General features: G+C 57.6%; 28 protein-coding genes, 1 tRNA gene and 1 pseudogene. 13 read left to right on the forward strand and 17 right to left on the reverse strand.

What is annotated here, in order from left to right; all coding sequences use genetic code 11:
• Positions 1–86 precede the first annotated feature (86 nt).
• Positions 87–1,523 carry an NAD-dependent succinate-semialdehyde dehydrogenase gene (locus ACZ5IL_RS13550; protein WP_464592182.1) on the forward strand — a complete coding sequence of 479 codons (1,437 nt, stop codon included), beginning with the start codon at positions 87–89 and terminating at the stop codon, positions 1,521–1,523.
• Between the two features lie 156 nt (positions 1,524–1,679).
• On the forward strand, positions 1,680–2,066 hold the full coding sequence (locus ACZ5IL_RS13555; RefSeq protein ID WP_464592184.1) for a hypothetical protein: 387 nt from the start codon (positions 1,680–1,682) through the stop codon (positions 2,064–2,066).
• 3 nt (positions 2,067–2,069) lie between these two features.
• Here ACZ5IL_RS13555 and mazG read toward each other — a convergent pair whose 3' ends face one another.
• Positions 2,070–2,897, reverse strand: coding sequence for a nucleoside triphosphate pyrophosphohydrolase (gene mazG, locus ACZ5IL_RS13560; RefSeq protein ID WP_464592186.1), 828 nt, complete (start codon positions 2,895–2,897; stop codon positions 2,070–2,072).
• Between the two features lie 134 nt (positions 2,898–3,031).
• On the opposite strand from mazG, the gene queC reads away from it, so the two are divergent.
• Positions 3,032–3,748, forward strand: a complete 717-nt coding sequence (gene queC, locus ACZ5IL_RS13565) for a 7-cyano-7-deazaguanine synthase QueC (RefSeq protein WP_464592188.1) — start codon at positions 3,032–3,034, stop codon at positions 3,746–3,748.
• Between the two features lie 149 nt (positions 3,749–3,897).
• Here queC and ACZ5IL_RS13570 read toward each other — a convergent pair whose 3' ends face one another.
• A complete protein-coding gene (locus ACZ5IL_RS13570) occupies positions 3,898–4,242 on the reverse strand; it encodes a carboxymuconolactone decarboxylase family protein (protein ID WP_425909230.1) in 345 nt (114 codons plus the stop codon).
• Positions 4,243–4,517: 275 nt separating this feature from the next.
• Here ACZ5IL_RS13570 and ACZ5IL_RS13575 point away from each other — a divergent pair, with 275 nt between their 5' ends.
• Positions 4,518–5,171, forward strand: a complete 654-nt coding sequence (locus ACZ5IL_RS13575; protein ID WP_464592191.1) for a TetR/AcrR family transcriptional regulator — start codon at positions 4,518–4,520, stop codon at positions 5,169–5,171.
• A 912-nt stretch (positions 5,172–6,083) separates the two neighbouring features.
• Here ACZ5IL_RS13575 and ACZ5IL_RS13580 read toward each other — a convergent pair.
• Both ACZ5IL_RS13580 and ACZ5IL_RS13585 read right to left on the reverse strand, forming a co-directional pair.
• Positions 6,084–6,887 (reverse strand): MBL fold metallo-hydrolase, encoded by an 804-nt coding sequence (locus tag ACZ5IL_RS13580; protein ID WP_464592193.1) that lies wholly within the window; start codon positions 6,885–6,887, stop codon positions 6,084–6,086.
• Positions 6,884–7,675 carry a TatD family hydrolase gene (locus tag ACZ5IL_RS13585; RefSeq protein ID WP_464596906.1) on the reverse strand — a complete coding sequence of 264 codons (792 nt, stop codon included), beginning with the start codon at positions 7,673–7,675 and terminating at the stop codon, positions 6,884–6,886. The genes ACZ5IL_RS13580 and ACZ5IL_RS13585 overlap by 4 nt, the downstream gene beginning before the upstream one ends.
• Positions 7,676–8,392: 717 nt before the next feature.
• On the opposite strand from ACZ5IL_RS13585, the gene ACZ5IL_RS13590 reads away from it, so the two are divergent.
• Both ACZ5IL_RS13590 and ACZ5IL_RS13595 read left to right on the forward strand, forming a co-directional pair.
• The gene (locus ACZ5IL_RS13590) at positions 8,393–8,644 is read left to right on the forward strand and encodes a hypothetical protein (RefSeq protein WP_464592195.1); all 252 of its coding nucleotides are present in this window, start codon (positions 8,393–8,395) and stop codon (positions 8,642–8,644) included.
• 385 nt (positions 8,645–9,029) lie between these two features.
• On the forward strand, positions 9,030–9,371 hold the full coding sequence (locus ACZ5IL_RS13595) for a hypothetical protein (RefSeq protein ID WP_464592197.1): 342 nt from the start codon (positions 9,030–9,032) through the stop codon (positions 9,369–9,371).
• Here ACZ5IL_RS13595 and ACZ5IL_RS13600 read toward each other — a convergent pair.
• Positions 9,356–9,628, reverse strand: a complete 273-nt coding sequence (locus tag ACZ5IL_RS13600) for a hypothetical protein (protein WP_464592199.1) — start codon at positions 9,626–9,628, stop codon at positions 9,356–9,358. The genes ACZ5IL_RS13595 and ACZ5IL_RS13600 overlap by 16 nt on opposite strands.
• Before the next feature lie 545 nt (positions 9,629–10,173).
• A pseudogene (locus tag ACZ5IL_RS13605) lies at positions 10,174–11,764 on the reverse strand (inorganic phosphate transporter).
• Positions 11,765–12,151: 387 nt separating this feature from the next.
• Between ACZ5IL_RS13605 and ACZ5IL_RS13610 the strand changes: the two are divergent.
• Both ACZ5IL_RS13610 and ACZ5IL_RS13615 read left to right on the forward strand, forming a co-directional pair.
• Positions 12,152–12,421: a hypothetical protein gene (locus ACZ5IL_RS13610; RefSeq protein ID WP_464592200.1), complete on the forward strand. Its 270-nt coding sequence runs from the start codon at positions 12,152–12,154 to the stop codon at positions 12,419–12,421.
• A gap of 277 nt (positions 12,422–12,698) precedes the next feature.
• Entirely contained in the window at positions 12,699–12,947 is a 249-nt protein-coding gene (locus ACZ5IL_RS13615; RefSeq protein WP_425909246.1) for a hypothetical protein, read from the forward strand.
• A 178-nt stretch (positions 12,948–13,125) separates the two neighbouring features.
• On the opposite strand, the gene ACZ5IL_RS13620 is transcribed toward ACZ5IL_RS13615, so the two are convergent.
• The 3 genes from ACZ5IL_RS13620 to metG form a co-directional block, all read right to left on the reverse strand.
• Positions 13,126–14,493: an OprO/OprP family phosphate-selective porin gene (locus ACZ5IL_RS13620; protein WP_464592202.1), complete on the reverse strand. Its 1,368-nt coding sequence runs from the start codon at positions 14,491–14,493 to the stop codon at positions 13,126–13,128.
• A gap of 341 nt (positions 14,494–14,834) precedes the next feature.
• Positions 14,835–14,981 (reverse strand): hypothetical protein, encoded by a 147-nt coding sequence (locus ACZ5IL_RS13625; protein ID WP_464592204.1) that lies wholly within the window; start codon positions 14,979–14,981, stop codon positions 14,835–14,837.
• A gap of 149 nt (positions 14,982–15,130) precedes the next feature.
• Positions 15,131–16,753 carry a methionine--tRNA ligase gene (metG, locus tag ACZ5IL_RS13630; protein WP_464592206.1) on the reverse strand — a complete coding sequence of 541 codons (1,623 nt, stop codon included), beginning with the start codon at positions 16,751–16,753 and terminating at the stop codon, positions 15,131–15,133.
• Here metG and ACZ5IL_RS13635 point away from each other — a divergent pair.
• Entirely contained in the window at positions 16,722–17,123 is a 402-nt protein-coding gene (locus ACZ5IL_RS13635) for a hypothetical protein (RefSeq protein ID WP_464592208.1), read from the forward strand. The genes metG and ACZ5IL_RS13635 overlap by 32 nt on opposite strands.
• A 40-nt stretch (positions 17,124–17,163) precedes the next feature.
• On the opposite strand, the gene ACZ5IL_RS13640 is transcribed toward ACZ5IL_RS13635, so the two are convergent.
• From ACZ5IL_RS13640 to ACZ5IL_RS13670, 7 genes are all read right to left on the reverse strand, one after another.
• Positions 17,164–18,204 carry a DNA polymerase III subunit delta' gene (locus ACZ5IL_RS13640; RefSeq protein ID WP_464592210.1) on the reverse strand — a complete coding sequence of 347 codons (1,041 nt, stop codon included), beginning with the start codon at positions 18,202–18,204 and terminating at the stop codon, positions 17,164–17,166.
• Positions 18,201–18,875: a dTMP kinase gene (gene tmk, locus ACZ5IL_RS13645; protein WP_464592212.1), complete on the reverse strand. Its 675-nt coding sequence runs from the start codon at positions 18,873–18,875 to the stop codon at positions 18,201–18,203. Before tmk ends, ACZ5IL_RS13640 begins: the two co-directional genes overlap by 4 nt.
• On the reverse strand, positions 18,875–20,119 hold the full coding sequence (locus tag ACZ5IL_RS13650) for a D-alanyl-D-alanine carboxypeptidase family protein (protein ID WP_464592214.1): 1,245 nt from the start codon (positions 20,117–20,119) through the stop codon (positions 18,875–18,877). The genes tmk and ACZ5IL_RS13650 overlap by 1 nt, the downstream gene beginning before the upstream one ends.
• Before the next feature lie 119 nt (positions 20,120–20,238).
• Complete coding sequence (locus ACZ5IL_RS13655; protein ID WP_464596907.1) at positions 20,239–21,135, reverse strand: septal ring lytic transglycosylase RlpA family protein; 897 nt, start codon at positions 21,133–21,135, stop codon at positions 20,239–20,241.
• 175 nt (positions 21,136–21,310) lie between these two features.
• On the reverse strand, positions 21,311–21,583 hold the full coding sequence (locus tag ACZ5IL_RS13660) for a PilZ domain-containing protein (RefSeq protein WP_464592216.1): 273 nt from the start codon (positions 21,581–21,583) through the stop codon (positions 21,311–21,313).
• Between the two features lie 352 nt (positions 21,584–21,935).
• Positions 21,936–22,268: an antibiotic biosynthesis monooxygenase family protein gene (locus ACZ5IL_RS13665; RefSeq protein ID WP_464592218.1), complete on the reverse strand. Its 333-nt coding sequence runs from the start codon at positions 22,266–22,268 to the stop codon at positions 21,936–21,938.
• A gap of 99 nt (positions 22,269–22,367) precedes the next feature.
• Positions 22,368–22,571 carry a cold-shock protein gene (locus tag ACZ5IL_RS13670; protein WP_079446424.1) on the reverse strand — a complete coding sequence of 68 codons (204 nt, stop codon included), beginning with the start codon at positions 22,569–22,571 and terminating at the stop codon, positions 22,368–22,370.
• 354 nt (positions 22,572–22,925) lie between these two features.
• Here ACZ5IL_RS13670 and ACZ5IL_RS13675 point away from each other — a divergent pair.
• The 4 genes from ACZ5IL_RS13675 to ACZ5IL_RS13690 all read left to right on the forward strand — a co-directional run bounded on the left by ACZ5IL_RS13675 (position 22,926) and on the right by ACZ5IL_RS13690 (position 25,157).
• Positions 22,926–23,015: transfer RNA gene (locus ACZ5IL_RS13675), tRNA-Ser, on the forward strand.
• Between the two features lie 497 nt (positions 23,016–23,512).
• Positions 23,513–23,806 carry a hypothetical protein gene (locus ACZ5IL_RS13680; RefSeq protein WP_464592221.1) on the forward strand — a complete coding sequence of 98 codons (294 nt, stop codon included), beginning with the start codon at positions 23,513–23,515 and terminating at the stop codon, positions 23,804–23,806.
• Positions 23,807–24,117: 311 nt separating this feature from the next.
• Entirely contained in the window at positions 24,118–24,378 is a 261-nt protein-coding gene (locus ACZ5IL_RS13685) for a hypothetical protein (protein ID WP_464592223.1), read from the forward strand.
• Between the two features lie 38 nt (positions 24,379–24,416).
• Positions 24,417–25,157: a carbonic anhydrase family protein gene (locus tag ACZ5IL_RS13690; protein WP_464592225.1), complete on the forward strand. Its 741-nt coding sequence runs from the start codon at positions 24,417–24,419 to the stop codon at positions 25,155–25,157.
• 371 nt (positions 25,158–25,528) lie between these two features.
• On the opposite strand, the gene ACZ5IL_RS13695 is transcribed toward ACZ5IL_RS13690, so the two are convergent.
• Positions 25,529–25,795 carry a BolA/IbaG family iron-sulfur metabolism protein gene (locus ACZ5IL_RS13695; protein WP_079446531.1) on the reverse strand — a complete coding sequence of 89 codons (267 nt, stop codon included), beginning with the start codon at positions 25,793–25,795 and terminating at the stop codon, positions 25,529–25,531.
• Positions 25,796–26,278 lie beyond the last annotated feature (483 nt).

The following is a 26,278-nucleotide window of genomic DNA, read 5'->3' on the forward strand; positions in this document are numbered from 1 at the left end:
GAAGGGTCGCGCAGGACCGGTCTTGACCGGTAAAGCCGCGGTCCATTCCATGCCCACCAATTTCACGAAAGCCGCAGGAGATCTCCTTGAGCTATCAGAACACATCGCTGCTGATCGACGGGAGGTGGCGCCCCAGCGCCTCCGGCAAGACTATCGCCGTTTTCAACCCCGCTACCGAAGAGCAGATCGGAACGGTCGCTCATGCCGACCGTGCCGACCTCGACGAGGCGCTCGCCGCCGCCGACAAGGGATTTAAGCTCTGGCGAGCAGTCGCGCCTTTCGAGCGCGCCAAGATCATGCGTAAGGCGGCAGCCTTGATGCGGGAGCGGGTCGACAGCATCGCAACGCTGATGACCATGGAGCAGGGCAAGATTCTCGCTGAAGCCAAAGCCGAGACGCTGGTTGCGGCGGACGTCATTGAATGGTTTGCAGAAGAGTCTCGACGGACGTATGGCCGCGTGATTCCGGCGCGCGGGCCGGGTATCTATCAGATTGCGATCAAGGAGCCGGTTGGTCCGGTGGCGGCTTTCACGCCATGGAATTTTCCGATTTATCAAGTCTGCCGCAAGTTGTCGGCTGCGCTTTCCGCCGGCTGCTCGATTATCGTCAAGGCGCCCGAGGAAACGCCGGCGTCTCCCGCCGAACTGCTCCGCGCGTTCGTCGATGCGGGGGTACCCGATGGCGTGATCAATCTCGTATTCGGCGTGCCTGCCGAAATCTCCGAGTATCTGGTCCCGCATCCGATCATCAGGAAAATATCTTTCACAGGCTCGACGGCAGTAGGCAAGCAGCTCGCAGCGCTCGCCGGATTGCATATGAAGCGCGCGACCATGGAACTTGGCGGTCATGCGCCGGCCATCGTGTTCGACGACGCCGACATTACAAGCGCGGTCAAGATCATCTCGGGCGCCAAATTTCGCAACGCCGGCCAGGTCTGCACCGCGCCGACGCGCCTTCTGGTGCAGGACAAGGTCTATAAGGATTTTGTCGGCAGGTTCACGGAAGCCGCCAAGGCGATCAAGGTCGGCAACGGGCTTGACCCTGAATCACATATGGGATCGCTCGCCAATTCGCGCCGCGTTTCCGCGGTGGAAGGCCTTGTTCAAGATGCGGTCGGTAAGGGCGGCAAGCTTGCGGCAGGCGGTCATCGTGTCGGCAACAAGGGCTATTTTTTCGAACCGACTGTAATCACTGATGTGCCGAAGGACGCCCGCGCCATGAACGAGGAGCCGTTCGGTCCGCTGGCGCTGATTTCGTCGTTCTCGAGTTTCGACGAGGCCGCTGAGGAAGCGAACCGGCTGCCATATGGCCTCGCGTCCTATGCGTTCACCAGTTCGACCAGGACAGTAACCGCCATTGGCGCTGCAATTGAGAGCGGCATGGTCGGAATTAACAACGTCGCTCTGGCTCTGCCGGAAAATCCCTTCGGAGGCGTCAAGGATTCCGGCTACGGCTCGGAAGGTGGAACCGAGGCGATGGAGTCCTATCTTATCACCAAGTTCATTAGTCAGACCGGTGTGTAAGTTGCTCTTGCAATACGTCGTCGCAGCCAAGCGACATTTTCCGGCGCGACCTGCGTACAAGCGATCCCAATCGCCGAGTCGCAACACCCAACTTCGTCGCGGGAGCACGAAACGATATGATGACAATCAAGGCTGGCTCGATATAGGAACGACTAAATGGTATTCGTGAGGGAAGTTATTTCAGATCAAGATAAAGAGAAAATCGGTGCGATCAGTAGCCCGGCGGGAGGTCCTATTTACTTAACTTCTTGGCTCGCGGATCGAGAGCGTGACGCTTTTCTTGTTTGGGGGAGTCAAGATCGAGATCCCCCTCATCATTCATTCTTTGTTCTGCTGATCGGAAGTGTGCGATTTCGCATCGAAATGACAATTAAATATGAGCGTACAAATCTTGGCTACGATTATGAATATCTGTTGCATAAAATAGTCCATTTCGCTGATGGACTACAAGAGCCAAAAGACGCCTTTCCAATATTGAAGGAAGCTTTGAGGGCGCGATCTGCCGAAGTAGGACCGACGCACAGCATAAAGTTCGATTTTTGAGACCTAAACGCTGATCTTCTCCTTATTTTTCGCCTCGTTCCAAAGTGCGTCCATTTCCTTGAGCGTCGCGTCCTCAAGAGAACGATTTCTCGCAACGAGCGCTTGTTCGATGTAAGCGAACCTCCGCTCGAATTTCGCATTGGCTCCACGCAGCGCCATTTCAGGGTCGGCCTCGACATGGCGTGCGAGGTTGACCAGCGCGAACATGAGATCGCCGGTCTCAGACGCGATATCGGACTTGTCGCCATGATCCAACGCCGCTTCGATCTCGTCCGCTTCCTCGCGGATCTTGTCGAGCACGGCACGGGGATCGTTCCAGTCGAACCCAACGGTCGATGCCTTTTGCTGCAGGGCTATTGCGCGCGCCAACGCTGGCTGTCCGGCCTTGATGCCCGTGAGCAGGCTTGAGGCCGGCGCTTCCTTCATCGGCTTACGTGCAGCACGTTCGGCTTTTTCCTCCGCCTTGATGCGTTCCCAGGTTCCTTTCACGTCCGATGACGCAATGTATCCTGAGCCGTCGGGAAATACATGCGGGTGCCGTCGGATCATCTTGCGCGTAATCGCTTCGACCACATCCCCAAATGAAAAGGCATCCTGCTCTTCGGCCATGCGCGCGTGAAAGACAACTTGCAACAGCAGGTCGCCAAGCTCGTCGCAGAGATCAATCAGATCGTTGCGCACGATCGCGTCCGCCACCTCGTAGGATTCTTCGACCGTGTAGGGCGCAATGCTTGCAAACGTCTGCTCAAGATCCCACGGGCAGCCGGTGCCGGGCGTTCTCAATTGCTCCATGATTTCGATCAGGCGTGAAATATCGCGGGAAGGGGTCATCGGTTCACCGGTTCGAAGGACTTTCGCGTTCTCTATGCCGGAAGCCGCACCCTTAGCCCAGCAAAAAGCAGGCAGCCGGCCAAGCAATCCTCGCCGATTGGCGTGGGGTACCGAGGAATGCTATTGGCATCGCCATGATCGACGAACCAGACTCTCGAACCGCACTGGTTCTGTTTTCCGGTGGACAGGACTCCGCTACGTGCCTTGCCTGGGCGCTTCAACGTTTCGCGCGCGTCGAAACGCTGGGGTTCGACTACGGCCAGCGCCACGCCATCGAACTTGACTGTCGCGACAAGCTGCTCGTGGGGCTGAAATCGCTGCGTCCGGATTGGGCGGATAAACTCGGCGAGAGTCATACCCTTGCCATCCCGACGCTGGCGGAGATTTCCGACACGGCGTTGACCCGGAACGTCGCGATCGAAATGGGCGAGGGCGGATTGCCCAACACGTTCGTGCCGGGGCGTAATCTGGTGTTTCTGACCTTCGCCGCGGCACTGGCCTACAGGCGCGGCGTGACAGATATCGTCGGCGGCATGTGCGAGACCGATTATTCCGGCTATCCCGATTGTCGAGATGAAACCATCAGAGCTCTGCAGATCGCTCTCAATCTTGGAATGACCAGACAGTTCGAGCTGCATACGCCGCTGATGCGGCTCGATAAGGGCGCGACCTGGATGCTCGCGCATGAGCTAGGCGGTGCTGGATTGGTCGATCTCATTCGCGAACACTCGCATACCTGTTATCTTGGCGAGCGCGGCGCGCGGCACGAGTGGGGCTATGGCTGCGGCGATTGCCCAGCGTGCGGGTTACGCGCAAAAGGTTGGCGCGAATATGTGGCCCGCTCCGTTTAATTGCAGCCGCGGTGCCGAACTGAAACGGTTGGCATAAAAGCGGCGACCGACCTACCTGTCAAAACCAAACCGACTCGAAGTTGCTTTCGATCAGCTCCGAGCCGGAAGAGTTGCATTCGCGCACGGCGCGAGACCAATGAGAAAGCGACTTATCGCGCGCCTTCGACCGAATCCAATGCGTCGAGAACTCTCGCGGAAAAGACGACAGCGGCTCCGGTGTTCATTGCGACAGCAACACCGAGCGCCTCGGCGATCTCCTCGCGCGTTGCGCCTTCTTTTACCGCCTTCGCAGAGTGAACGGCGATGCATCCATCACAGCGCGTCGTTACGGCAACAGCGAGCGAAATGAGCTCGCGCGTTTTTTCACTAAGATGTCCGGTCTTGGTGCCCGCGCCACTGGCTAACCGATAGGCATCCACGGTGTCGGGCGAAAGCTTGCGCAGTTCACCAACACGCAACGGCAACTTGCTCCTGACACTAGCCCAATCAAGCATACACTATCTCCCGTCAGTTAAATGTTCGATGCCGCCTCCGAGGATAACGAACGACCCCATTACAGATGATCCGTTCTTACATGCTCCTCAGGCAATCGATGTTTTCGTTCGAAGCTAGACAGACAAGTCTGTCCAAGCTAACCAATCGTTGGCTACTGTCAACTCTGTTCTGCGATCAACCTCACAAAGTGTTGATCATTTCACGCAGAAAGAGAAGATTGTTGGTGTAGCAATGGCTAGCAATGTATGTGCCAGCGCTGATCGGGAGGTGATGGATGGTAACAAAAAGGCTGAGTACCAATAAGGCAGAACTCTCGCCTCGCGCAGTTCGCGGTAGATTGAATTTTGACAGGTCAAAGCGTCGAGCGCTTGGGGTGAGGGAGCGTGTTCTTACCACTGCTGACGATCTCTTCTTTAACGAAGGAATTCATGAAACGGGCATCAATAAATTGATTGATCAGGCAGGTGTCGCAAAAGCCTCATTCTATTCCGCCTTTGCAAGCAAAGACGATCTCGTAGAGGCCTGTCTTGAATCGCGTCACAAAGCCTCTCTCGTACGACTGCGGAAAATAGAAAACCAGACTACGTCGTTGGAAACAAAAATCGGCGACGTATTTGATTTGCTGTTGGAAGCTGCATCGAAATCGACCTTCCGAGGTTGTCTATTTGTCGTCGCCGCAATTGAGCAGCATGGTCGAAACTTGCCCGCGCCTCGCTGGGTTCGGATTCACAAAGTCGCCGTGCGCGATGCGTTCGTACGGATGCTTACCTCCGCGGGGATCAAACCAGCAAAGGAAATTGCTGAACAACTTTCCATCCTCTATGATGGCAGTTTGGTCACTGCGGCGTTCAGGCCTAAGTCGGGTGCGATTCAACGAGCGCGCTTGATGGCGATCTCGCTGATCCGTGACAGATCACGGACTCATTAAACTGCAACCCGATTGCGGATGTGATGCGAGTTTGAGTGGCGGCTGAACCATAGGGCCATGACCCGGTTCGGCATCGGCTTAAGTTGGCGCGAACCCGCGTGCCGCTGCACCGATACGGCATGGCGCGGTCCCACATCCGGATCGCACACACGGTCGCTTACCGCGAGCAGCCGCGCTTTTTTGGCCGCGAGAAATGCAACGGGGCCTTCCGGGCCGGCGGAACAGGTGGGCGTCTGCGTAAACGTGAGCCACGACGAATTTAGTCGAGGGAAAGAGGGTTAGACCCAATAACCAGATCAGCCCAAGCATCGGTGACAAATCAAACGCGGACGTGTGCCGCCCGTTGTATAATTCGCATAAGGTATATTATGGAATATTATTGGGCGATGTTGCACAGTAAGGAATCGCTGTCAGTTTTGGCCGTTTGGCTGATTTTGATTGCCGCTACCAAACCCGTGAAAGCCGCGTGAATGGCCGCCGTGACGGGAAAATCCGTGGCCACCGTGGGTGCCGCTCAAACCGTTCATCGCGGTCACCGTGACCCTTGCCTTTCTTGACGGGGATCAAGCTGTCCGCCGTGTTGGCCGATCGCTCGACACCGAGGCTCGCGTCAGCTGGGAATGCCGATACCTCCTTCGTTCCTTCGACAATCAAAAGCATGATGCAGGCGAGGAAAATTGACCTCATTTCCGGTCCTCCGGCGACGCGACTTCACTACAGCATTGAACTCCTTGTTTGCGCCCCTTGGCTGTCTCATCCGCTCTGGCCTTGCAAGCCTCCAAGAAGCGCTTGGACAGCTCAGGGTCGTCTTGCGGATCCGGCAGGCGGTGGCGAAACTGCGCATCGGCCGCATGGCCAGTAGAAACCTCAGCAGAATTGGTTTGGCGTCCCAGATCTCAGCCGATCGATCCATCAGGCCGGATCGATCGCTAGCTGCATCCCGTCGTAGGCCGGTGCGACATTTTCTGGAAGCTCGCGCCGCAGGGCCTCATAATCCAGATCAGAGTGCATGTTGGTGATCACGGCACGCCTGGGCTTGAAGCGGTCGATCCACGACAGCGCATCCGCGACGCTGAAATGACTGGGATGCTGCGCGTAGCGCAGGCCGTCGATAATCCACAGATTGAGGTTTTCCAGCGCCTGCCAACTTTCATGCGGAATATCGTGCACGTCGGGCGTATAGGCAGCGTTGCCGATCCGATAGCCCAAGGCCGGGATATTGCCATGCTGCACAAGAAAGGCCGATAGAGTGAGCGCGCCGCCCTTACCGTCAATCGTTTGGCTTTCGCCCGCCTCGATGGAATGGCTGTCCAGGATCGGCGGATAGCCGCTGCCCTCGGGCGATACGAAGCAGTATGAAAAACGCGACAGGATATCCTTGGACGTCGATTGATTAAGATAGACCGGAATCCGGCGGCGCTGATGCAGTACGACGGAGCGCAGGTCATCGATTCCGTGAGTCTGGTCGGCGTGTTCGTGCGTTAGGAACACCGCATCGATATGATCGACATTGGCATCGATCAATTGCTCGCGCAGGTCGGGCGAGGTGTCGATCAGGACGCGCGTTGTCCCCTGCTCCGATGCGCGCTCCATCATCAGCGAACAGCGGCGACGACGGTTCTTCGGATTGGTGGGATCGCAGGCACCCCAGCCCAATGCCGGACGCGGCACGCCAGCGGACGAGCCGCAGCCGAGAATGGTCAGCGTCAGCGTCATGCGGCTGCGTCCGGGTGTGGCACCTTGGAGAATAGCCGAAAAAAATTCTCGGTGGTTTGTTGCGAAATTTCGTCGAACGAAACGTCGCGCGCGTCTGCCAGCACTTTCGCAGTCTCCACGACATAAGAAGGTTCGTTGCGTTTGCCGCGAAACTTGCCAGGCGCAAGATACGGTGCATCGGTCTCGACGAGAATGCGCTCGTCCGGCAACTCCGCAGCGAGCGCTCGCAACGCATCAGATTTCTTGAAGGTCAAAATTCCAGTGAAGCCGATATACAATCCAAGCGCGACCGCCTTCATTGCGAGCTCGCGGCCACCGGTGTAACAATGCAGCACCGCTCGAAACGCACCCTTCGTCATTTCCTCCTCGAGGATGTGACCGCAATTTTCGTCCGCCTCCCGAGTGTGGATCACCAGGGGCAAACCGGTCTCGCGCGCGGCGGCGATGTGAGTGCGGAATCCCCGCGCCTGCGCCTCATGCGAGCCGTGCTCGTAGAAATAATCAAGTCCCGCCTCCCCCAGCGCGACGACCTTTGGATGTTGTGTTAGCGCGATGAGTTCGTCGATAGAAATGCCGTCCTCTTCGTCGGCATGATGCGGATGGGTGCCGACCGAGCAATAGACATTCGGAAACCGCTCCGCGATTGCGAGCAGCTTCGCTTGCTCCCTCACCCGCGTCGAAATCGTCACCATGCGGCGAACCCCCGCCGCTTCCGCGCGCGAAACAATTCCGTCGAGCTCATCGGCGAAATCGGGAAAATCCAGATGGCAGTGACTGTCGACAAGCATTTCAGGCAACCGGAGGATCCCTCGGGAGACGGCATGAGACAGTTGGGATTCTGGCCGAGCTACAAACGGGGCTACAACGCCAGTCAGCCAACAGGTGCCTTCAACAGGCCGCGAGGTCAAGGCTGCATCGTTTATTCCGCGGGAGAAAGGGATTTCTACTCCGCGGGTTGCAGGTTCGAATCCTGACGGGACGTTATTTCATTCTGTAATAGATTCAATTGTTTAACGAGGATTTCGAGTGTTGCTTGATTGTTGATCGCATGTTGCATTGTCCACGCCGGCATCCAAGAGCACGGGATCATAAGGGTGCTGACGCTCGGCCTCTCATAGAATTTCCAGCTCGCACGTTATCCCTGTCCGTCCCGCTTAGGGCGTGAATGATCGTAGTCACCTGTGCGGCGATCATTGCTAGGATCAAGCCGCGTTGATGTTGCCAAGAAGCTGGATGTTGCTGCAACCATTCGAAAATATGAGCCAGTGCCGGCCGTTTTTCTCTGAAGCGCAATTTCCACTGCGTCAGTTCGACGGCGACGGGCTTTGGAAGCGGCACCTTGCGGCGCGCTGCCGAACATGCACCTCACTAATTTTCAGATCGACGCCCAACACAGACCGGGTAGTTCGAAGGCGCGCAACGTTAAAGAAACAGGCCCGCACAAGGCCTGCTCGACCTTGTGCGGAGCTGGCTTGTGCCATGGGCTCCGACTGGGATCAGCGCTAGTGGCCATGAATCTTGTGCTGGTGATGGTGATGGTAATGGGTTTGCCACTGGTGGTGATGATGGTGATGGTTCTGCCAATGGCGGTTGTGATGGGGGTGACGGTGAGGTTGCCCATTGATGTGGTGCACGTTGGTTGTCAGCTTGCCGGCGTCGCTTTGTCCGATAGAAATTCCGGGGCTGAGCGAATTCGCCTGCGACTGCTGCGCGGGAGCCGCGGCAATCAGAAGCGCGCCGAGAGCGGCCAATCCTAGAATTTTCTTCAAAAACATATAGACCTCCGTGGGTGGGTAAGTAACACGACGTCAGTAAATCATTTCGTTGCCGCCGCGACGCGAGCGAGACGCGAGTGACAGGCTATGAGTCGGGAAGTGAACGCGACGTGAATATGTATCGCGTGTGCGGATGGCGTTACCAAAGGCGAGCTTGGTAACGGGCGACGTCGCGTGCGGCCCGTTTTTGCTGGAGAAGGAACAGCCCCTCCTCGATCAGCCGTTCGGCTTTGGACTTTGGTTCATACCTGGCCAAGAGGACTTGAGCCTACAGGGTGCCAAGGTTGGGCTTACGTTTCGATATCAATTCTGATGAAGGCGTCGGTGCTCTTATAGGCTGAGCCTCCAGAGCACCACGCTAATCGTATTGAAATTTCTGATCGCGCTCTACCTGATTGCAGCGCAAATGGCGAAAGGCTGGCGTGGTAAGTACGAGCTCGTTGCCCGAAGCAGAGCAATGGGCTCCTGCACTCGCATGATCGGCGCGATCATCGAAGCGACCGCGCGTGCTATGCTAGAGCACGTCCTGCGGTACGATGACGAAGGTCATGTTAATCTTCTGGTCGTGACGATCATCGAGTTGGCGGACAACAAAAATGCCCTTGTCGCGCCCGTGATCGAGGCCGTCCACTCGGTCATGACCCGGCGCCGTGAGTGGACAGAACAGAGGTCAGAATGGCTGGATGCCTTTGGTCATCTGCACCGCTGATGACTATTCTCGAAGTTAAGCGCGAGCTCGACCTTTTCCTCTACGATGGCGCAACCCTTATCGACTGCGAGTATGAAGATGTCTTTTAAGCCGGCGTCCCGCATTATCTCGTCGGCGGCGTTAAACGAGGACACCGCTTTCCATTCCAGATTTTCGCCAGGCGGCGGCAGGTTCTCGGGGTCAAACGCATATGCAGCGCGCTTCGACCTGTAGCCGCCAGTCACACTATGCTCAACGAACATTTGCAACCGGTTCATTTCATCATCCTAGATGCGTGAAGCCCCGCGGGAAATTAAGTACGGGCCGGCGTTTGGCGAGCGGGATAACGCCAAAGATTTGCCGCTAGTATAGGGACAGTTTACCTATGATTCATGACGGGCATACAAAGGGGTACCGTGAGGCAAACCGATGTCTTTTGCACCAAGTGCGGAGCCGCCTTCAGACGACTAGAGCTGGTATCGTTGCCCAATCAAGGCTGGGATTTCCGCTGCCCGATCTGTAGTGAGGTCTTAGAAACATTCGGTGATACCGCAGTTTTCGTTGCCTATCGCCTCACGGTCTCGCCCTCAAAAAGGCCCGGCGCTTCCGCAGCTCCTGACAGTGATCTACTGAGGATTCGTGACGGCTAGATTTCACGCAGCTCGTGAAGCATTGAGCTCGCGATGATCGAACGTCCCTAGGCGACTGTAGGTCCGCCGGAGACGACTCGGGCGTCGTCCCCGGTCGCCGGCGATAGATCGCAAAAATAAGCGCTCGGTAGGAATCTAGGCGTGATTTTGGAATCAGCGGCGAGAAGACCTTTTCAAAACACCTTCGAAAACATCCAGTAAAGAACGCCGGCAAGGATCATCGCAGAGGGCAGCGTTAGAACCCAGGCGATCGCGAGATTTCGAATGGTTGCCAACTGGAGTCCCGATCCGTTCGCGGCCATCGTTCCGGCGATACCGGACGAAAGGACATGCGTCGTCGAGACCGGCAGGCCGTACCCGTCCGCGGCAGCAATGGTTGCCGCAGCGGTTATCTCCGCAGCCGCGCCTTGGGCGTAAGTGAGATGGGTCTTTCCGATTTTCTCATCAACCGTGACCACGATTCGTTTCCACCCCACCATTGTGCCAAGGCCAAGCGCGATCGCCACCACGATCTTGACCCATGACGGGATGAACTTGGTGGCTCCGTCGAGCGAACCCTTGTAGGCGTGCAAGACCGCGACCTGTTCCCTAGTCAGATCTTTCTCCTTGTCCTTCAGCAGGAACCGTATCGCTTCGGACGTGAGGTACATGTCGTTGCGGGTGTTGCCGACCGTCTCGGCAGGCACCTTTGCCAGCGAATCGTAGCGGGCCACCTGATTTGCGATGTCGGTTACAAGCACTGCGAGCGACGGATAAGTGCTCTCGCTGATCTTGTGCTCCGCGACGTAGGCCGTGACAGCGGGCCGCGGGTTGCCGAGTACGTTGTAGCCGGTGGCCTTCTGCGCGATCACATCACTGGCGGCCGCCGAGTTGGTTTGGAATTGTGCCATCTGGCTCTGCGGCATGGATCGATTGAGAGCGTAGGCGGTCGGCACCGTGCCGATCAGGATCAGCATGATTAGGCCCATGCCTTTCTGACCGTCGTTGGAGCCATGGAAAAAGCTAACCAGCGTGCAGGTTAAGATCAGAATGCCGCGTATCCACACTGGCGGGGGTTGATCGCCTTTGGGTTCGGCATAGAGCGCTGCATTCTTGACAATGGTCCGTAGCACCAGCAGCAGGGCTGCTGCGAGGCAGAAACCGAACAGAGGCGACAGCAGGAGAGCGTACCCGATCTCGGTCGCTTTGCTCCAATCAACGCCCGAGGTGCTGGATCGCCCGTGCAGCAGTGCGTTGGAAATACCGACTCCGATGATTGAGCCGATCAGCGTATGTGAACTAGACGCCGGAAGTCCCAGCCACCAGGTTCCTAAATTCCAGAGAATCGCGGCGATCAAGAGGGCGAAGACCATCGCAAAGCCTGCGCTGCTGCCGACCTGAAGTATGAGTTCCACTGGAAGCAGGGAAACGATACCGAAAGCAACCGCGCCTGATGACAGCAGAACGCCAAGGAAATTGAAACAGCCGGACCACACCACAGCGATCTACGGTTGCGACGGCATTCGCTGTATCATGAAACCCGTTGACGAACTCAAAGCCGAGAGCGATTAGGAGAGCGATGAACAGCAAAATAAATGGAAGATACGCTGTCACCCGCGCGCCGGTCGCATCGACGTCCGCGTAGATGCTATAGGCTACAAATAGAAGAACTGCTGCAATCGTGCCCATAAATGCGACGATGGCGAGCGGATGAAAGCCGCGATCAAGATTAGGTCCGCGTCTTCTCGCAGGCTCGATTGAACCGGGCAAAGCCATATCAGCCATGACGCCATCCCCTTCGTATTCACTTTGGTGGCCAGTTATTTAACTGCGACGTGACGTGCGAATGACAGGAAGGACTTCGAATCAAAGGTGGCGATCCGATCGTCTACCAAGTTTAGAATCCGGTTGGTGCTCGGCCTTTGATGTGGCTCAATGGTCGAGCGCGCGATGATGATGTTACTCAGCCCCTCCCCAGCCCCGCATCGTGCTGAGAACACGGATGGCGTGAGCTTGAGATACTGCAAACGAGTTCGGAGAAGCCCGCCGCGCAGCAAGGAACAGTGATAGCGACTATCGTTCGCGTTGCGGCTGCTAGTAGCGGATGGCTTACTCGATTCGATGGAACGAGGGCTCGCCCTGAAGCTCGTGCTCAGTTCGGGCGGTACGAAAATGCTCCAGGTGGTCGCCTATGTCGGGAGTAAAGCGCTCATCGATAAGCTCTGCACATTTTCAAATATGAGCCTTAAGAAGGCGGAAATGGTCGCCCGCAGGTATTATGAGAACCCGGTGCGAGCCGAGGCCTCCAACGACCAGCTTCCGAAGATGATGAACTGGTATGCGGCCCAATGCGGCGACTGTCGAAGTCCTGTTGGTCCGAATATGCGACGCTCCGATCCCAAGCACGTCAGCGCGAGCGTACGAAAGCTTTTGGCGTCCTGATCGAATTTGCCGGCGGCCACCTTACGAGGGCGCGCCGACGAGTAACGCAAAACCTGCGGCCTCAGCGAAATCGAAATATCCGAACGGAAGCGGGCTCCCTCCCCGCATTCGCGAACGCCCTTGCGCCGCCCTATCCGAGACACTGCGTCGCAGGGCTTAAGTCTTGTTTTGGATTGACATATTTTTTGGGAACTCAATTATAAGTAAAGTACATTACAGAAATGTGACAGACTAAAAAATTATTCAGGTTCCCTCACTTGGTCTTGGAGGAATGGTAATGCGGTACGGATTGATTGCGGTTTGTGCGGCAACGATGCTGACTACTTCGGCGCTCGCCGCTCCGTGGAACGGCGTAAGAGACAGCGGTCCCGGAGGTTATGAATCGAGTATCTACCAAGCCTACGCCTATGCCGGCCGTGTGAACACGACCTACCGTCGCCGGGGATATGCACCGGCTTATGTCGGTCCGGGGTACCGCGTCGTCTTCCACGAACGCTGCACCTTCACTAACGATCCGAGCTGTTAGAGCTTCGCCCTCGGCTCGGAGCGCACATACTCCGAGCCGATTTTATGAATTTTAGTCCGCGGGGCAGCCTCAGCGCCTGCTCGGCGGCTTTCCTTTCCCGCTCCTTACGACCTGAAGGTGGCGATCTGCGAAGCGAAGCAGGAGCGCTGCCCTTTATGGGGTTTACCCTATAAGGGGCTCAAAATGCCCACTGGGTGCGCATTGCAAAGGCGTCCCACTTGGCGCCGAGATCCTGATTGGCAAGGTTGGTTTTCCCCATGTTGCCGTGGATCCAGTTGAACATCACGCGCATGTTGTCGTTGAGATACCAGTTGAGGCCGACGGTGACGTTTTCCTGCTTTCCGCCGAACACTGTTTTGTCGTTGAGATCCATGTAGCTGTACCGCGCAGCGATCTCCCAAGCGCCGATGCCGCCTGCCACATCCCAGAAGAAGGGATTGGTAGGGTGCACACCGCCGAACGCCGCGTCATGTTGGAGGTATTTGCGCTTTTCACCGGTGAGGATGTAGCCGGCCTGAACGTAACCTCCCGCGAAATGAAGGTCAGAGGCCCCCCCGAGGCGGGAGACGCTGTAGTCGAACCATTCGCCTTGGGCATGGAAAGGACCAATGGCACCGCCGACTTCGGCACTCAGCACTCGCACGTCATCGACATTGCCAATGTTATGGGTGTCGAGCACCCGGGTCGGATCGATGCGAAGTTCGATGCGCTCGCGCAAACGGAGATCATTGACGCCAGGGGCGCCGCCGGTGTCGGCGAGATAGAGCACCTCGCCGCCGAACAGGAAGGTCGCGACATCGGTGTTGATCGGCGTCAAAACCAGACGGCCAACCGCTGAATAGGGTACGCGCAGAGTGTGATCATAGGCGCGCTCAGGTCCCGTCAGGTAGCCGGCGACCCACCACCATTTGTCGTATTTGATGACTCCCACCGCGGCGCGTTGGCCACCGGCGCCGAGGTCGGCGGCCATCACTTGCGCAGAGGAGCGCTCCATGAATGTGATGTTGTTAGAACTGGTGGCCTGTTCGAGGCTCCACATCACTTTCATATAGCCGATGTCGATGCTCGTGTTTTTGAAGCCCTTGTATGACACAAAGGCGTTGTTGATCGTCCCCGTGCCGTCTTGAGAGCCGCCGAATTCGCCGATCAACGCATATACCCAGTCGCGTGCGAATACGCCGGTGATGCCGATTCGTGCGCGGCGTGCGTTGACGCCGTCCTGCAGGTTCTGCGGCACGGTTGCAGCCGTGTTCGGCCTATAGTCATAACCCCCGACATCGAAGTGCAGACGACCGGTGATGCCGACGCAGTTGTATCCATCGGCGGTGCAGAAACGGGGAGAGTTACCTTTCATCGACACCAGAACGTCCGGTGGTGCGAATGTCCCCTTTGTCGGCATATAACCGGCGCTGGCGTTCAGGAAGGTGTTGTGCTGAACGCTTTCGAGCTTCTTTTCCAGCACGCTAATTTGCCTTTGCAAATCTTCGACCTGTTCCGGAGTCACGGTCTGTGCGCTCGCTTGTGCAGTGCTGACTGTGCCGGCCAAGCCGATGGCTCCAAAAAGCAACTTCGTACCTACGGAAATGAATTTCCCGTGCTCTCGGCGCGCCGTCCCTTTCCGAGACATTGCGTTGGCCTTTGTTCTTGATTGACGAATTTTTCCCTTCTCGCCCCAGGTCAGCATCGGTCATTTCCCCTTTTTTAATCAACTGGGGCAGACCTCTAGAAGGGTTCCATTGCAAGTATGTGACAGACCGGTGCCACTCCGCCGCTGAAGTATCGGAGTGTTGCTGTCCCGCCATCAGCTTCCTAGGAGCTGGTTCGTGGCCCGAGCGGCAAAACATTTTTGCTTCGAGCTCGACTTACGACTCGTGCCGGTCGCGCGTTTCAAAGGGCCCGCGTCCAGCCGAACACCGCGAAGGCGTATATCGGCGCTAGCCGGTTGTTGATCTCTTCCACCAGTTTGACGATGTCGCGGCGCGTGATTTCCGAAATGACCTTGTCGCTCCACACGGGGATCAGCACGTTGCGCACCATCCGCTCCACCGAGCGGTGCTGCCGCTGGTTCGAGACCGTAACGCCGGCCGTAATTCTACGCGGCTACCCGCGTAACGAGGCACAATGGTGGTAACCGGAAGAAACAGTTACCACGCTGACTGTCGACCAGCATAAGCGTAAACCGTTCAGGCCGCGGACGGTTCGACATATCGCGGAAACACCGGCACCGGCGCAGGCAAAGTCGTGCCCGGTTTAATCCGGGTTTGACCACCAAGCATCGCGAAACTTCGCTCGCCTTGCGGGATACCTAATATATCGAGCAACTTTGCACAGGCGACAGGCATCGCGGGTTGCGCCAGAATCGCGATCTGGCGCACCACCTCGGCGGTGACATACAACACTGTCCTTTGCCGCGCCGGATCGGTTTTGGCTAAGACCCAGGGCGCCTCGCCCGCAAAATAGCGGTTGGCTTCGGCAACGACGGCCCAGATTGCATTAAGCGCCTGGTGAATCTGCTGCGTATTCATTGCCTCGCGCGTGATCGCGATCATGCCGTCCGCCTGTGCGAGGATCGCCTTATCGGCGTCGCTGAAACCTCCCGGCTCCGGCAGAACGCCGCCGTGCTGCTTGGCAATCATCGACAATGAGCGCTGCGCGAGGTTGCCGAAGTCGTTGGCGAGGTCGGCATTGATGCGCGCCACGATCGCCTCGTGATTATAGCTGCCGTCCTGCCCGAACGGCACCTCGCGCAGGAAGAAATAGCGCACCTGATCGACGCCGTATTCCGCGGCGAGGCTGAAGGGATCGACGACATTGCCGACCGACTTCGACATCTTCTCACCGCGGTTGAATAGGAAGCCATGGGCATAGACCCGCTTCTGCAAGGGAATGCCCGCAGACATCAGAAAAGCAGGCCAGTAGACCGCGTGAAAGCGGATGATGTCCTTGCCGATAATGTGCACGTCGGCCGGCCAATAGTGCCAGTTGCGGTCGTTCTCGTCTGGAAAACCGACGCCCGTGATGTAGTTGGTCAGCGCATCGACCCAGACGTACATGACATGCTCGGGATCGTCGGGCACCTTGATGCCCCAGTCGAAGTTGGTGCGCGAGATCGACAAATCCTTCAGGCCGCCTTTCACGAAGCTGACCACTTCGTTGCGGCGAGAATCCGGACCTATGAAGTCAGGCTGGCTTTCGTACAGCGCAAGCAGCCTGTCCTGATAGGCCGATAGCTTGAAGAAATAGCTTTTTTCCTCGACCCACTCGACCGGCGTGCCCTGCGGTCCGCGCCGCACATTGTCGTCGCCGACGAGCGTCTCGTCCTCTGCGTAATAGGCTTCGTCGCGTACCGAATACCAGCCGGCGTAGCTCGACAGGTAGATATCGCCATTCGCTGCCATGCGCCTCCAGATTTCCTGGACCGAGCCATGGTGCGCGGGTTCCGAAGTGCGAATGAACCGATCGAACGAAATGTTCAGCGTCTCATCCAATTTACGAAGCAGTTCGGCGTTTCGCGTGGCGAGTTCAAGGGCCGATATGTTTTCCCGCTGCGCGGTCTGCACCATTTTCTGGCCGTGCTCGTCGGTCCCGGTGAGGAAGAACACATCCTTGCCGTCCAACCTTTGGAAACGCGCGAGCGCATCGGTGGCAATGGCCTCGTATGCGTGGCCGATGTGCGGCGCACCGTTCGGATAAACGATCGCCGTGGTGATATAGAACGTATTGGTGTGCGATGACGCCGTGCTCGAGAGGATCGGTTTTGTCGTCGTACCAACCGTGCGCGGCGCTCGCGGCTTTGCTTTCTTCACGGGATTCTTTGCGACGGATCGTTTCGGCGCAGCCTTCTTCGACACTGATTTTTTCGCCGAAGCCTTTTTCGCCGCCACCTTTTTCGAGGGTTTTTTCGTCGGCTGCTTCTTTGCCGCTCGCTTTACCGTCTTCTTTGCCGTCTTGCCGGTCCCTTTTGGTAGACGCGCTTTTGTTGTCTTTTTGGCTTTCTTCGCACGAGCTTTTGTCGTCGTCTTTGCGTTCGTCTTCTTGCGTTTGGTGGTCTTCTTAACCGCCGTCCTGCTGCGCGTTTTGGCTGCCGGGCTGGCGGCGGGACGCGACTTGCGGTTTTTCACGCGAGGTTTCTTGGCCGTTTTCTTCTTAGCGGGAGCCACCACAAGTTCCTTATGAAGCAGGCTGGAGGTCGAGAACAATCATGGGCGGAATGTTTTTACCGCGTTGCTTCTGCGAGAAGCCCGAACACCGAAAAAACCAGGGGTTTTCGCTCGAGATTATAGGTCTCTGTCTCGCGCGCGGCGTTGTTGATCTTTTCCCATACCTCCGCGAGCCGTGCAAGATGAGGAAGATCGGCGTTCGCATCGCTGGTGCGGAGTCGCTCGCCGATCCAGCGGTCCACGCTGTCGACGAAGGCGCCAAGCGAGGCGCGCTCACTGCCGCTGATTGCGTCCCCCAACGCGTGAAGTTCGCCCGGGTCAATCTGCGGAAGGCTGTTCAACAACGCCGTCGTCCGCTGATGAAGCTTCAGCGCGCCCCCTCCGAGGAGCGCCAACGCCCGCGCGACGCTTCCTTCGGCCGCGTAGGCGACTTCCTGCAAGGACGTATCGTCGGGCGCGATCTGCGCTGCTTCAGCGGCCGCGCGGATCACATCGTTCGCTGCAAGCGGGCGTAGCATCATCTTGCGACAGCGCGATTGCATCGTCGCCAATACCCGCGCCGGGGCATGGCTTATCAAGAAAAACAGCGACTGGTGCGGCGGCTCCTCGAGGATCTTGAGCAGCGCATTGGCGGCATTGGGGTTGAGTTCGTCGACAGTATCGACGATGCACACCCTCCACCCGTTTCCAGTGGCGGTCGAGCCGAAGAAAGCGATCGTCTCCCGGGTCTGCTCGACGCTGATGACCGTGCGCATCACGCCCTTTTCGTTGGGCGTCCGCTCCAGCGTCAGTAGCCCGCCATGGGTATCGGCCGCGATGCGGCGTGCAATCGGATGCGTCAGGTCCAGTTTGAGCGTTTCGGCCGATTGCACCTGCGATGTGGCGGGATCGCCATGAGCAAGCACAAATCTGGCCATCCGGTAGGCGAGCGTCGCCTTGCCGATCCCCGGCGCGCCGCCGATAAGCCAGGCGTGCGGGATACGGCCCCCGCGATAGGCATCGAGCAACGTCCGCTCCGCCTCGCTGTGACCGAAAAGCACGGTCGTTTCGCGCGGATGCGGGACCGGCATTTCCGCGGTGGCTGAGCGCGCGATCATGCAGTGTCCGCCGTTAGCGCGCGGTCGCGCAGCGCCGCCCATATTCTCGCGGCCACCGTATTGACGTCGGCGTCGGCATCGATCACCATGCAACGTTGCGGGTCGCTCGCTGCGATCTCGCGATAGGCGTCACGGAGTTTCCGGTGAAAGGCAAGGTCCTCCGCCTCAAAGCGATCCGGCGCGCCGCTGCCACGGCGAGCGGCTGCGCGCTGCAAACCTACCTCAACGGGGACATCGAGGATCACCGTCAAGTCAGGCTTGAGATCGCCGATGGTTACCCGCTCCATCGCGTTCAGCACGCCGGGTAGCACGTTTCCCAACTGACCCTGATAGGCGCGGGTCGAATCGGCAAACCGATCGCAGAGCACCCATATGCCCTGCTCCAGCGCAGGCCTGATGACGGTGCGAACATGGTCATCGCGCGCCGCCGCAAACAGCAGGGTTTCAGCGTCAGCGCCGAGCAGTTTGCCCACGCCCGACAGGACGAGGTGTCGAATGATTTCGGCGCCCGGCGATCCTCCGGGCTCACGCGTGACGATAGCATGCAGCTTGGCCGCCTGAAGACGTTCGACGAGAATCTTGATCTGCGTGGATTTTCCGGACCCCTCGCCGCCTTCGAAGGTAATAAAACGTCCGCGCGGCGGGTCGGCTTTGGGCGTGGCGTCAGCCATTAGAGTTTCGCGGCGCCCGAGCGCACCATCCCAACGACAAGCTCGATCGCTCCATCCAACGCGCGACGCATGGTCGAGCCGACACCGACGGCTTTCGTGGCAAGAACCGGCATCTCGACCGCCACTTCCTTGCCTCGCCACACCTTGATGACCCCGATCGGTTGCTCCGGCGCAACCGGCGCACGGATCGGCCCGGTATAGACGATGCGCGCGAGCAGTTTGTCGTTGCCGTTCTTCTGAACCATAATCTGAACCGGGTTTGACGTGGCGACCTGAACGGAGCCGCTATCACCGCCAAATACCTTGGCGTAGCCGATCGGCTGGTCCGCAGCAAACAGGGTCCGGATTTCGAAATTTCGAAAACCCCATTCCAGCAGCTTCTTGGCGGCGGCCGCTCGGTCGTCGGCGCTTTCGAGGCCGTTCACGACAACGATCAGCCGGGTGCCGTTTTGAACCACTGAGCCGACCATGCCGTATCCACCCTCCTTGGTGTAGCCGGTCTTGAGCCCGTCGGCTCCGTCCATCGCAGTCAGAAGCGCGTTGCGGTTTGACTGACGAATCTTGTTCCAAGTGAATTCACGTTCGCCGAACAGCTTGTAAAAATCCGGGTAGGTCAAAATGATGTGGCGCGCGAGTGCCGCAAGCTCTCGAACGGTCATCTTGTTGTCAGGATGTGGAAGGCCGTTGGAATTAGCGAAGGTGGAGCGGGTCATGCCCAATTCCCGCGCTCGGGCTGTCATCTTTTCTGTGAAGGCGCTTTCGCTACCGGCGATACCCTCCGCAAGCGCCATGCAGGAATCATTGCCGCTCTGGATGATTGCCCCGTGCAGGAGATCGTCAACGGCGACGCGGCTGTTGATCGCGGCGAACATGGTCGATCCACCGGAAGGCGCCCCGCCCTTGCGCCAGGTGTTTTCGCTGATGACGTACTCGTCTGTGAGTTTGATCTCGCCTTTCGTGATGGCGTTGAACACGACTTCCACCGTCATCAGCTTCATCATGCTGGACGGTGCACGTAGTTCGTCTGCGTTCTTCTCGAAAAGAACGCTGCCGCTTTTTGCTTCGATCAAAATTGCGGTCGGGGCGCTGGTCTCGTAGGTTTCTTCCTTCTTCGCACCCTGGACGCTGTTGTTGGCAGCCAGAACGATTCCGTCGAGGCCGATCGTGAGGATGGCGGCGGCCACCAAACCGCGCCAGGCGAATCCCCCGCGTCGTCTGTCGGGCGTGGAAGAGCTGGTTGTCATGGTGCGATTCCGGGTAGATCCTTTTATCAGTTGGGGTGGTCGCAAACAACATGGCCGCGCCTATGGCACGGCCGGATAAGATCAAGCAGATTTCAAGCTTTCTCGTAGGTGAGCGACGCTTAATAGAGCCCTCGGCCCGAGAGTAGCTCGCTTGGTCCGCTCTGGTCTACCGGCGCATAAGCGGTGACGGGGCGGACATGGCCTGCAACGTTGCCCTCGCCATATGAGACCTCCCGCGGTCTTTCCATGGCCTGCCGACGCGCCGGGGTGCGGCCGGACGCAGACATCTCGGAATCTGCGTTGATCGATGCGACGTCCATCGCGGTATGGTCGGGCGTATGGGAGCGTTCGGACGGCGCGAGTTCGGGAACAAACGGCCGCGCCGAGGCGATCCTGACGGTGGACGGCGACGGCGCGGGCACACCCGTTCGCAGGGTCGCCATCAATTGCCGATCATCAGAACCTTCAAGCGGCGCGCGTCCGACGTATTCGACCCGCACCGACGCGACACCATTTTGCTTGAACTCCAGCAACTCGGCGGCCTTATTCGAGACATCGATCAGCCGGTTACCGTGATACGGCCCGCGATCGTTGACGCGGACCACCAAGGATTTGCTGTTGCCCAAGTTTGTTACCCGGACATAACACGGTAAGGGAAGGGTTGGATGCGCAGCAGACAGCGAGGCCATGTCAAAAACCTCGCCGTTGGCTGTCAGACGGCCATGGAAGTTATCGCCATACCAGGAAGCAAGCCCTTCGGCGCGATATCTGGTGTTTTCCTCGGGAACGTAAACGCGCCCGGCGACTGTATAGGGCTTGCCGACCCGGTAAGTGCCGCCGCCTTTTGGCACCGCCTCGCCAGAGGCGATCACCCGAGGGCTGCTCGAAACTCCATACTTAGGATCGATCCGGCTGAGGTTGTTTGATGAACCGCAATTGGCCAGCATCAGGCACGCGCCCGCGACGGCCACAGCGCATGCAGCATGCCCAATTCGATCTGAATTTGGTTTCCTCATCCGTCCCCAAGACCCGGTCCCCGGCAGACTGCCCCACTTCACCGCGCCGGTCAGCACGATACGGTCCATAACCATACCAAGCCGTGAACATATCGCAGAGCAAACAAGGCGGAAATGGGGTGAGCCCTTCAGAAGCGAAAACGGGTGGTCAATCAAGGTCGCGACTCGGAACGCCTTAGCCTGCCTCGGCAGTCGGCGGATCGAAAGCAATTCCGATCCGGTCCTGCTTGATCCAGATGACCCGGCAGAACCGAATCACCCGATCCTTTTCGGTCATCAGCTGGAAACGCGACGGGACAAGGGCCGGATTTGGGACCTCGATGGCGGCTCCTTGCGAAGATACGTTCAACAGCCGGCACCGCATGCTTAATCCGCTTGTAGAAATGTAAGCCGGCTCGTCTATTTCGACGCGCGGATGTTTGCGGCGGTCTTCTGTTGGTGCATTCATTGCCTGTACGTCCGCACGCGTGTCTGTTTTACAGCGTCATTATGATCGTCATCCGAAGGTGCGGGATGGCTCTATGCGGCCAGCTAATACACAAATCGCAAGAAATTCCGACATGTTCGGGCCGCACTCATCCCCGTGCAGGACGCGCCAGGTGCCCTCCTCGCGGAAACGGGTCGCGACACTCTATACTAGTTCAGCGGCGCCTTAGGGTGGTAAGGGAGGAATATGGGGGGCAGCTTAAAATCAAGATCAGCAATTTAATATATTTCGCAAAGCCTTCTATTAAGCAGCTGACCTTCTGCTGAAGGAAATGGCAGTGTCGATCGCGAATCGCTGAGTGACTTCCAATGGGTTACTCACCTTGAGTTGTAGAACCAGTCACGGTCTGGAGCGCTTCGAATCCCTCCAATTGAGGATGACCCAGATAGAGTGGCTTATTGCTGCCAGCGTTCGCATGAGCGGCTCGGAACGCCTCTGATTTGGTCCATGCATAGAAAGCGTCGCGGCTTTTCCAGATCGTGTGCGAGGCATAAAGCGTGTGATCCTCAGCTTCAGGTCCACGCAAAAGATGAAATTCAACGAAACCAGGCACACTCCCTAGATAGCTATCGCGCGACAGCCAGATTTGTTCAAAAGCCTTTTCATTTCCCTTGATGACCTGGAAGCGATTCATGGCAATGAACATCGGAAAGTCTCCTGGTAATTTGTACCCGGTCTCGGGAATGTGGAACGCGTTCCCTTCGACGAAAAATCACCCGCCGGTGAGCGCCGGCGGGCAACAAGATCAGCCTACCCGCAGGTTTTCTGCTGAGGTCTTTCCCCTGTTCGCTACTTCCTCGTAGCTCACCTTGGCGCCCTCGTTGAGTGAGCTAAGGCCCGCTTTCTCCACGGCTGAGATATGGACAAACACGTCCTTACCGCCACTGTCGGGCTGAATAAACCCGAAACCCTTTGTCGCATTGAACCACTTCACTGTACCTGTCGCCACAGCCGCAACTCCCTTTTTGAACGATCGAGCTATCATGAGCGCTCGCTTGGCTGGCCGCAAGGAAAACCGCCGGCTCACGCCGGCGAGTCTCTCTTTGCTTGGCGCCATCGAAGAGACCTGCAGTCTCTGTAAGAGGCAGATCCGAAGATCGCCAGCGAACGGCTTGGCCATAGCAAGGCGGGATCACGCTGGATTTTTATTCGCAGGTCCTGCCGAATATGCAGGCCGACGCCGTGGCGTAGGTTGACGATGCGTTACGTGCCGCCATAAACAAGCGCACCAGAGACGTTGAATAGCAAATGGCCTTTCTCGACAACCGGCCTCGCGACGATAGCTAAACAGTGTCAACCGTTTGGAAGGGTGGCCGAGTGGTTTAAGGCACCGGTCTTGAAAACCGGCGTGGGTGCAAGCCCACCGTGGGTTCGAATCCCACCCCTTCCGCCATATCATAAATAAAATCAATTAGTTATGTCGTATTTTCTTCTCATGACATAACAAGTGACTTGGACTGAGAAGAATACCGGCGACGCCGGCATATCCATCCAAGGGAAAACATTGGTCTGGTTGGTCAAACCCAATGAGCGTCTTGCCGGCTTAGGAATGAAACCAATTTCCTGGTCCCATGAAGTCTATCTGAAACGTTGAGCGGCTACGTCTCCCCAAAACGATAATGGGAAGCCGTCATGTTGGAAGCCGCAGTCGCCGCACTGCTTTTGGTCAGCGCCGTCGTATTCATTGCTCACGCATACGACGCGATGCGCACGCATTGATGCGCTGTTTGAGAGTGACGATCGATAACTCGCCGGTCGAGACCGGCGGGCTTTAGCGACTGAGCTCCTCCCCAGCGCACTTTATGATTTAAGTGAGGCCGGGTTGCTCATCCCGGGTTCACATTAAACCTTCTACTTTGTGTGAAGATCGGAATGCCACAGGAGGAGACCATGAAGCTTAAATTTGCAATTGTCGGATTGACGGCACTCTTCGGCCTTGCTGCGGCGGGAAGCGCATCTGCAATGCCGCTCGCTCCACTTTCGCCCGCTTCAAACGTAGAGAACGTTGCCGTGGTCTGCGGCCCCAACGGTTGTATCCGCACGGCGCCCGTCTACCGAGGATACGGCTACGGATATCGTGGCTATGGCTATGGTGGCTACGGTGTCCGCCGCTATGGTTACGTGCACAGAGGTTACGGATATCACCGGGGTTACGGATACCACCGGGGTTATCGCCGCTACTAGAAGATTTAGAGACAAGGGAAGCCCGCCGGGTTAGTCGGCGGGCTTTTTTTTGTTTTATGGATTCGGAAACCGGTGGATAGTCCTTTCGGTCTGGAGGTGGCGCTCCGTGACGCTGTTAAGATGACCATAAGCACCAATCGATGCAGACCGGGGCGGCCGGCTACAGGCAAGAATCCGGCGCGTGCATTTCGGCTATCAGACGAGTTCATTGAGAAGGTCGATGCTTGGGCGACCCATCAGAAAGATCTACCCGGCCGCTCCGAGACCGTCCGCCGCCTTGTAGAGATCGGGTTGAAGGCGAAGAACCCCAAATGAGACATCTGGTTTGGTTTATCGCCGGGGTGGTATTGCTGGTGCCCGCCGCCGCCATGCAAATCACCAATGAAGTGAGGTGGGACACCGCTGATTTTGTCATATTCGGTGGCATGCTGATCGCAGCGTGCCTCGCCTTCGAGGCGACGACGGCCCTGACAAACCGCGCTCGCTATCGCATCGCCGGCGGCCTCGCGATCGTAGCCACATTTTTTTTCATGTGGCTGGAGCTCGCCGTTGGTATCATGGGCCCCGGCTAGACGAATTGCGCAGGTTCGCGCTGAACCAGGAGATTTTGATGCACGAGACGTTAGGTCATTCCAAAGACTGTCATTGCTGGGGACGCCGCGGCTTCCTCAAATTTGCTGGCACGGCGGCAGCCCTCAGTGGTGGCATGCTCCTGACAAGAAATTCTTATGCCGCTGCCTTGACGCAGCAGCAGCGCGATAACTTTACGCCTCAACAAATCATTGAAGCGATGAAGGATGGAAATACTCGGTTTCGCAGCGGCGAAAGGAAGGATCGCAACTATCTGCGAGAGCAGGAATCTAGCGCGGAGGGACAATATCCAAAAGCAGCCCTACTCAGCTGTATCGACTCGCGCGCGCCAGCCGAGGTGATCATGGATCTCGGCATCGGCGATATCTTCAATGCTCGAGTGGCCGGCAACATAGAATCTGCCAACATCCTTGGAAGCCTGGAATTCGCTTGCAAAGTTGCTGGAGCTAAAGTCGTGCTTGTGATGGGCCATACATCCTGCGGTGCGATCAAAGGGGCGATCGACAACGTCGAATTAGGAAACCTGACTGGACTTCTCGCCAAGATCAAACCAGCCGTGCAGGCCACGTCTTACGCGGGTGAACGGTCCGCTAAAAATTACGATTTCGTGGACGCTGTCGCTCGGACGAATGTCGGCATGACCATCGCTAATATTCGGAAGCAAAGTCCCATCCTCGTCGGTCTTGAATCCAGCGGCGCCATTAAGATTGCGGGAGCAATGTACAATCTCAAAACGGGCGCGGTGGAATTTCTTCCATGATCTCCGGCTCAGAAAACTGGATCGGCTCGATAGGAGAATCACCGATCACAATTTCAAGGTTGCTGGAACATTTTAACCGGATGCTAACTGGCGCATGCCCCAGCTCCGGCGCTTTTTTTGCGGAACTCTGACCTCACTCCCCGCATTAGTTCTTCGGACGGATTAGCCATCCGTTCGCGCTTCTGCCCAGACCCGCCGGTGATCCCCCTCGCCGGCGGGTTTTGTGCACATTGATCCGCACTGAGTAGCCGCTTCATTGTGAACTCGATCTCACCGCCGGGCAGCGCGCGCGAAGTTTCACCGTGTCGCGAAGGCTCAGAATCTTCCGCACGACCACGACCGCGACGGCCGGATCGTGCTTGAAATCCGGCTCAAGACGCAGCTGGCGTTTGGGTTTTCAGACTGTCGACGGCGTGCACCGGCGGCATGTCACCCTGCATCAGGTGGGCGATTGCGCTGTATACCAACCGCTGGCTCTCGAGCTTACTCATGCCGGCGAACACGGGCGACGTCACTTCGATGCTGAAGTGTCCCCCGCCGCCGTTGACTGTGGCCCGTGAATTTTGAATCTGCTGCTCGATGGCCTCGCGCACCGCGTCGATGACGGAACCCTGAAAGTCGGTTGGGTGGGATGACATAGTGCTCCTTTTTAAATGGCAAATGTCGCGATCTGCGCCAACGAAACTCTGGAGCTCTCACGACGTATCTATCTCGCGGACGGATGTCCGTAGCCCCCGATAAATTGCCCGTCAACCGCGCTGCCTTCCCGGCGACTGTCCCGCTGGTCGCAGAATTCCTTCCCGTCAATGACAGGAGCTTGGTTCCTGCTCGCCGGGCTCTGTACCAATCTGGACGTTGGCGCAGCCACTGCCATCGAAAGTCGTTCCGCCGAACACCCGGAACAACTCACCGTCTTGCGCATTATCCGGCCCGGGCGGTCCCTTGGCCGGGTGCCGTCAATCATCACTCCGACTAGGACTAGCCCGCCTGCCCGGCGGGCTTTTCTTTCCCGATAAACAGGATGTCGTCATAAGTGATGATGACGTCTCCGTCGCGAGTTCGTTCTGAGAATTCAGGCTACTCAAATACAGGGCCGTCATTACTCAGCGCGGAACAACCCC

It is taken from the genome of Nitrobacter sp. CN101 (genome assembly GCF_055390255.1).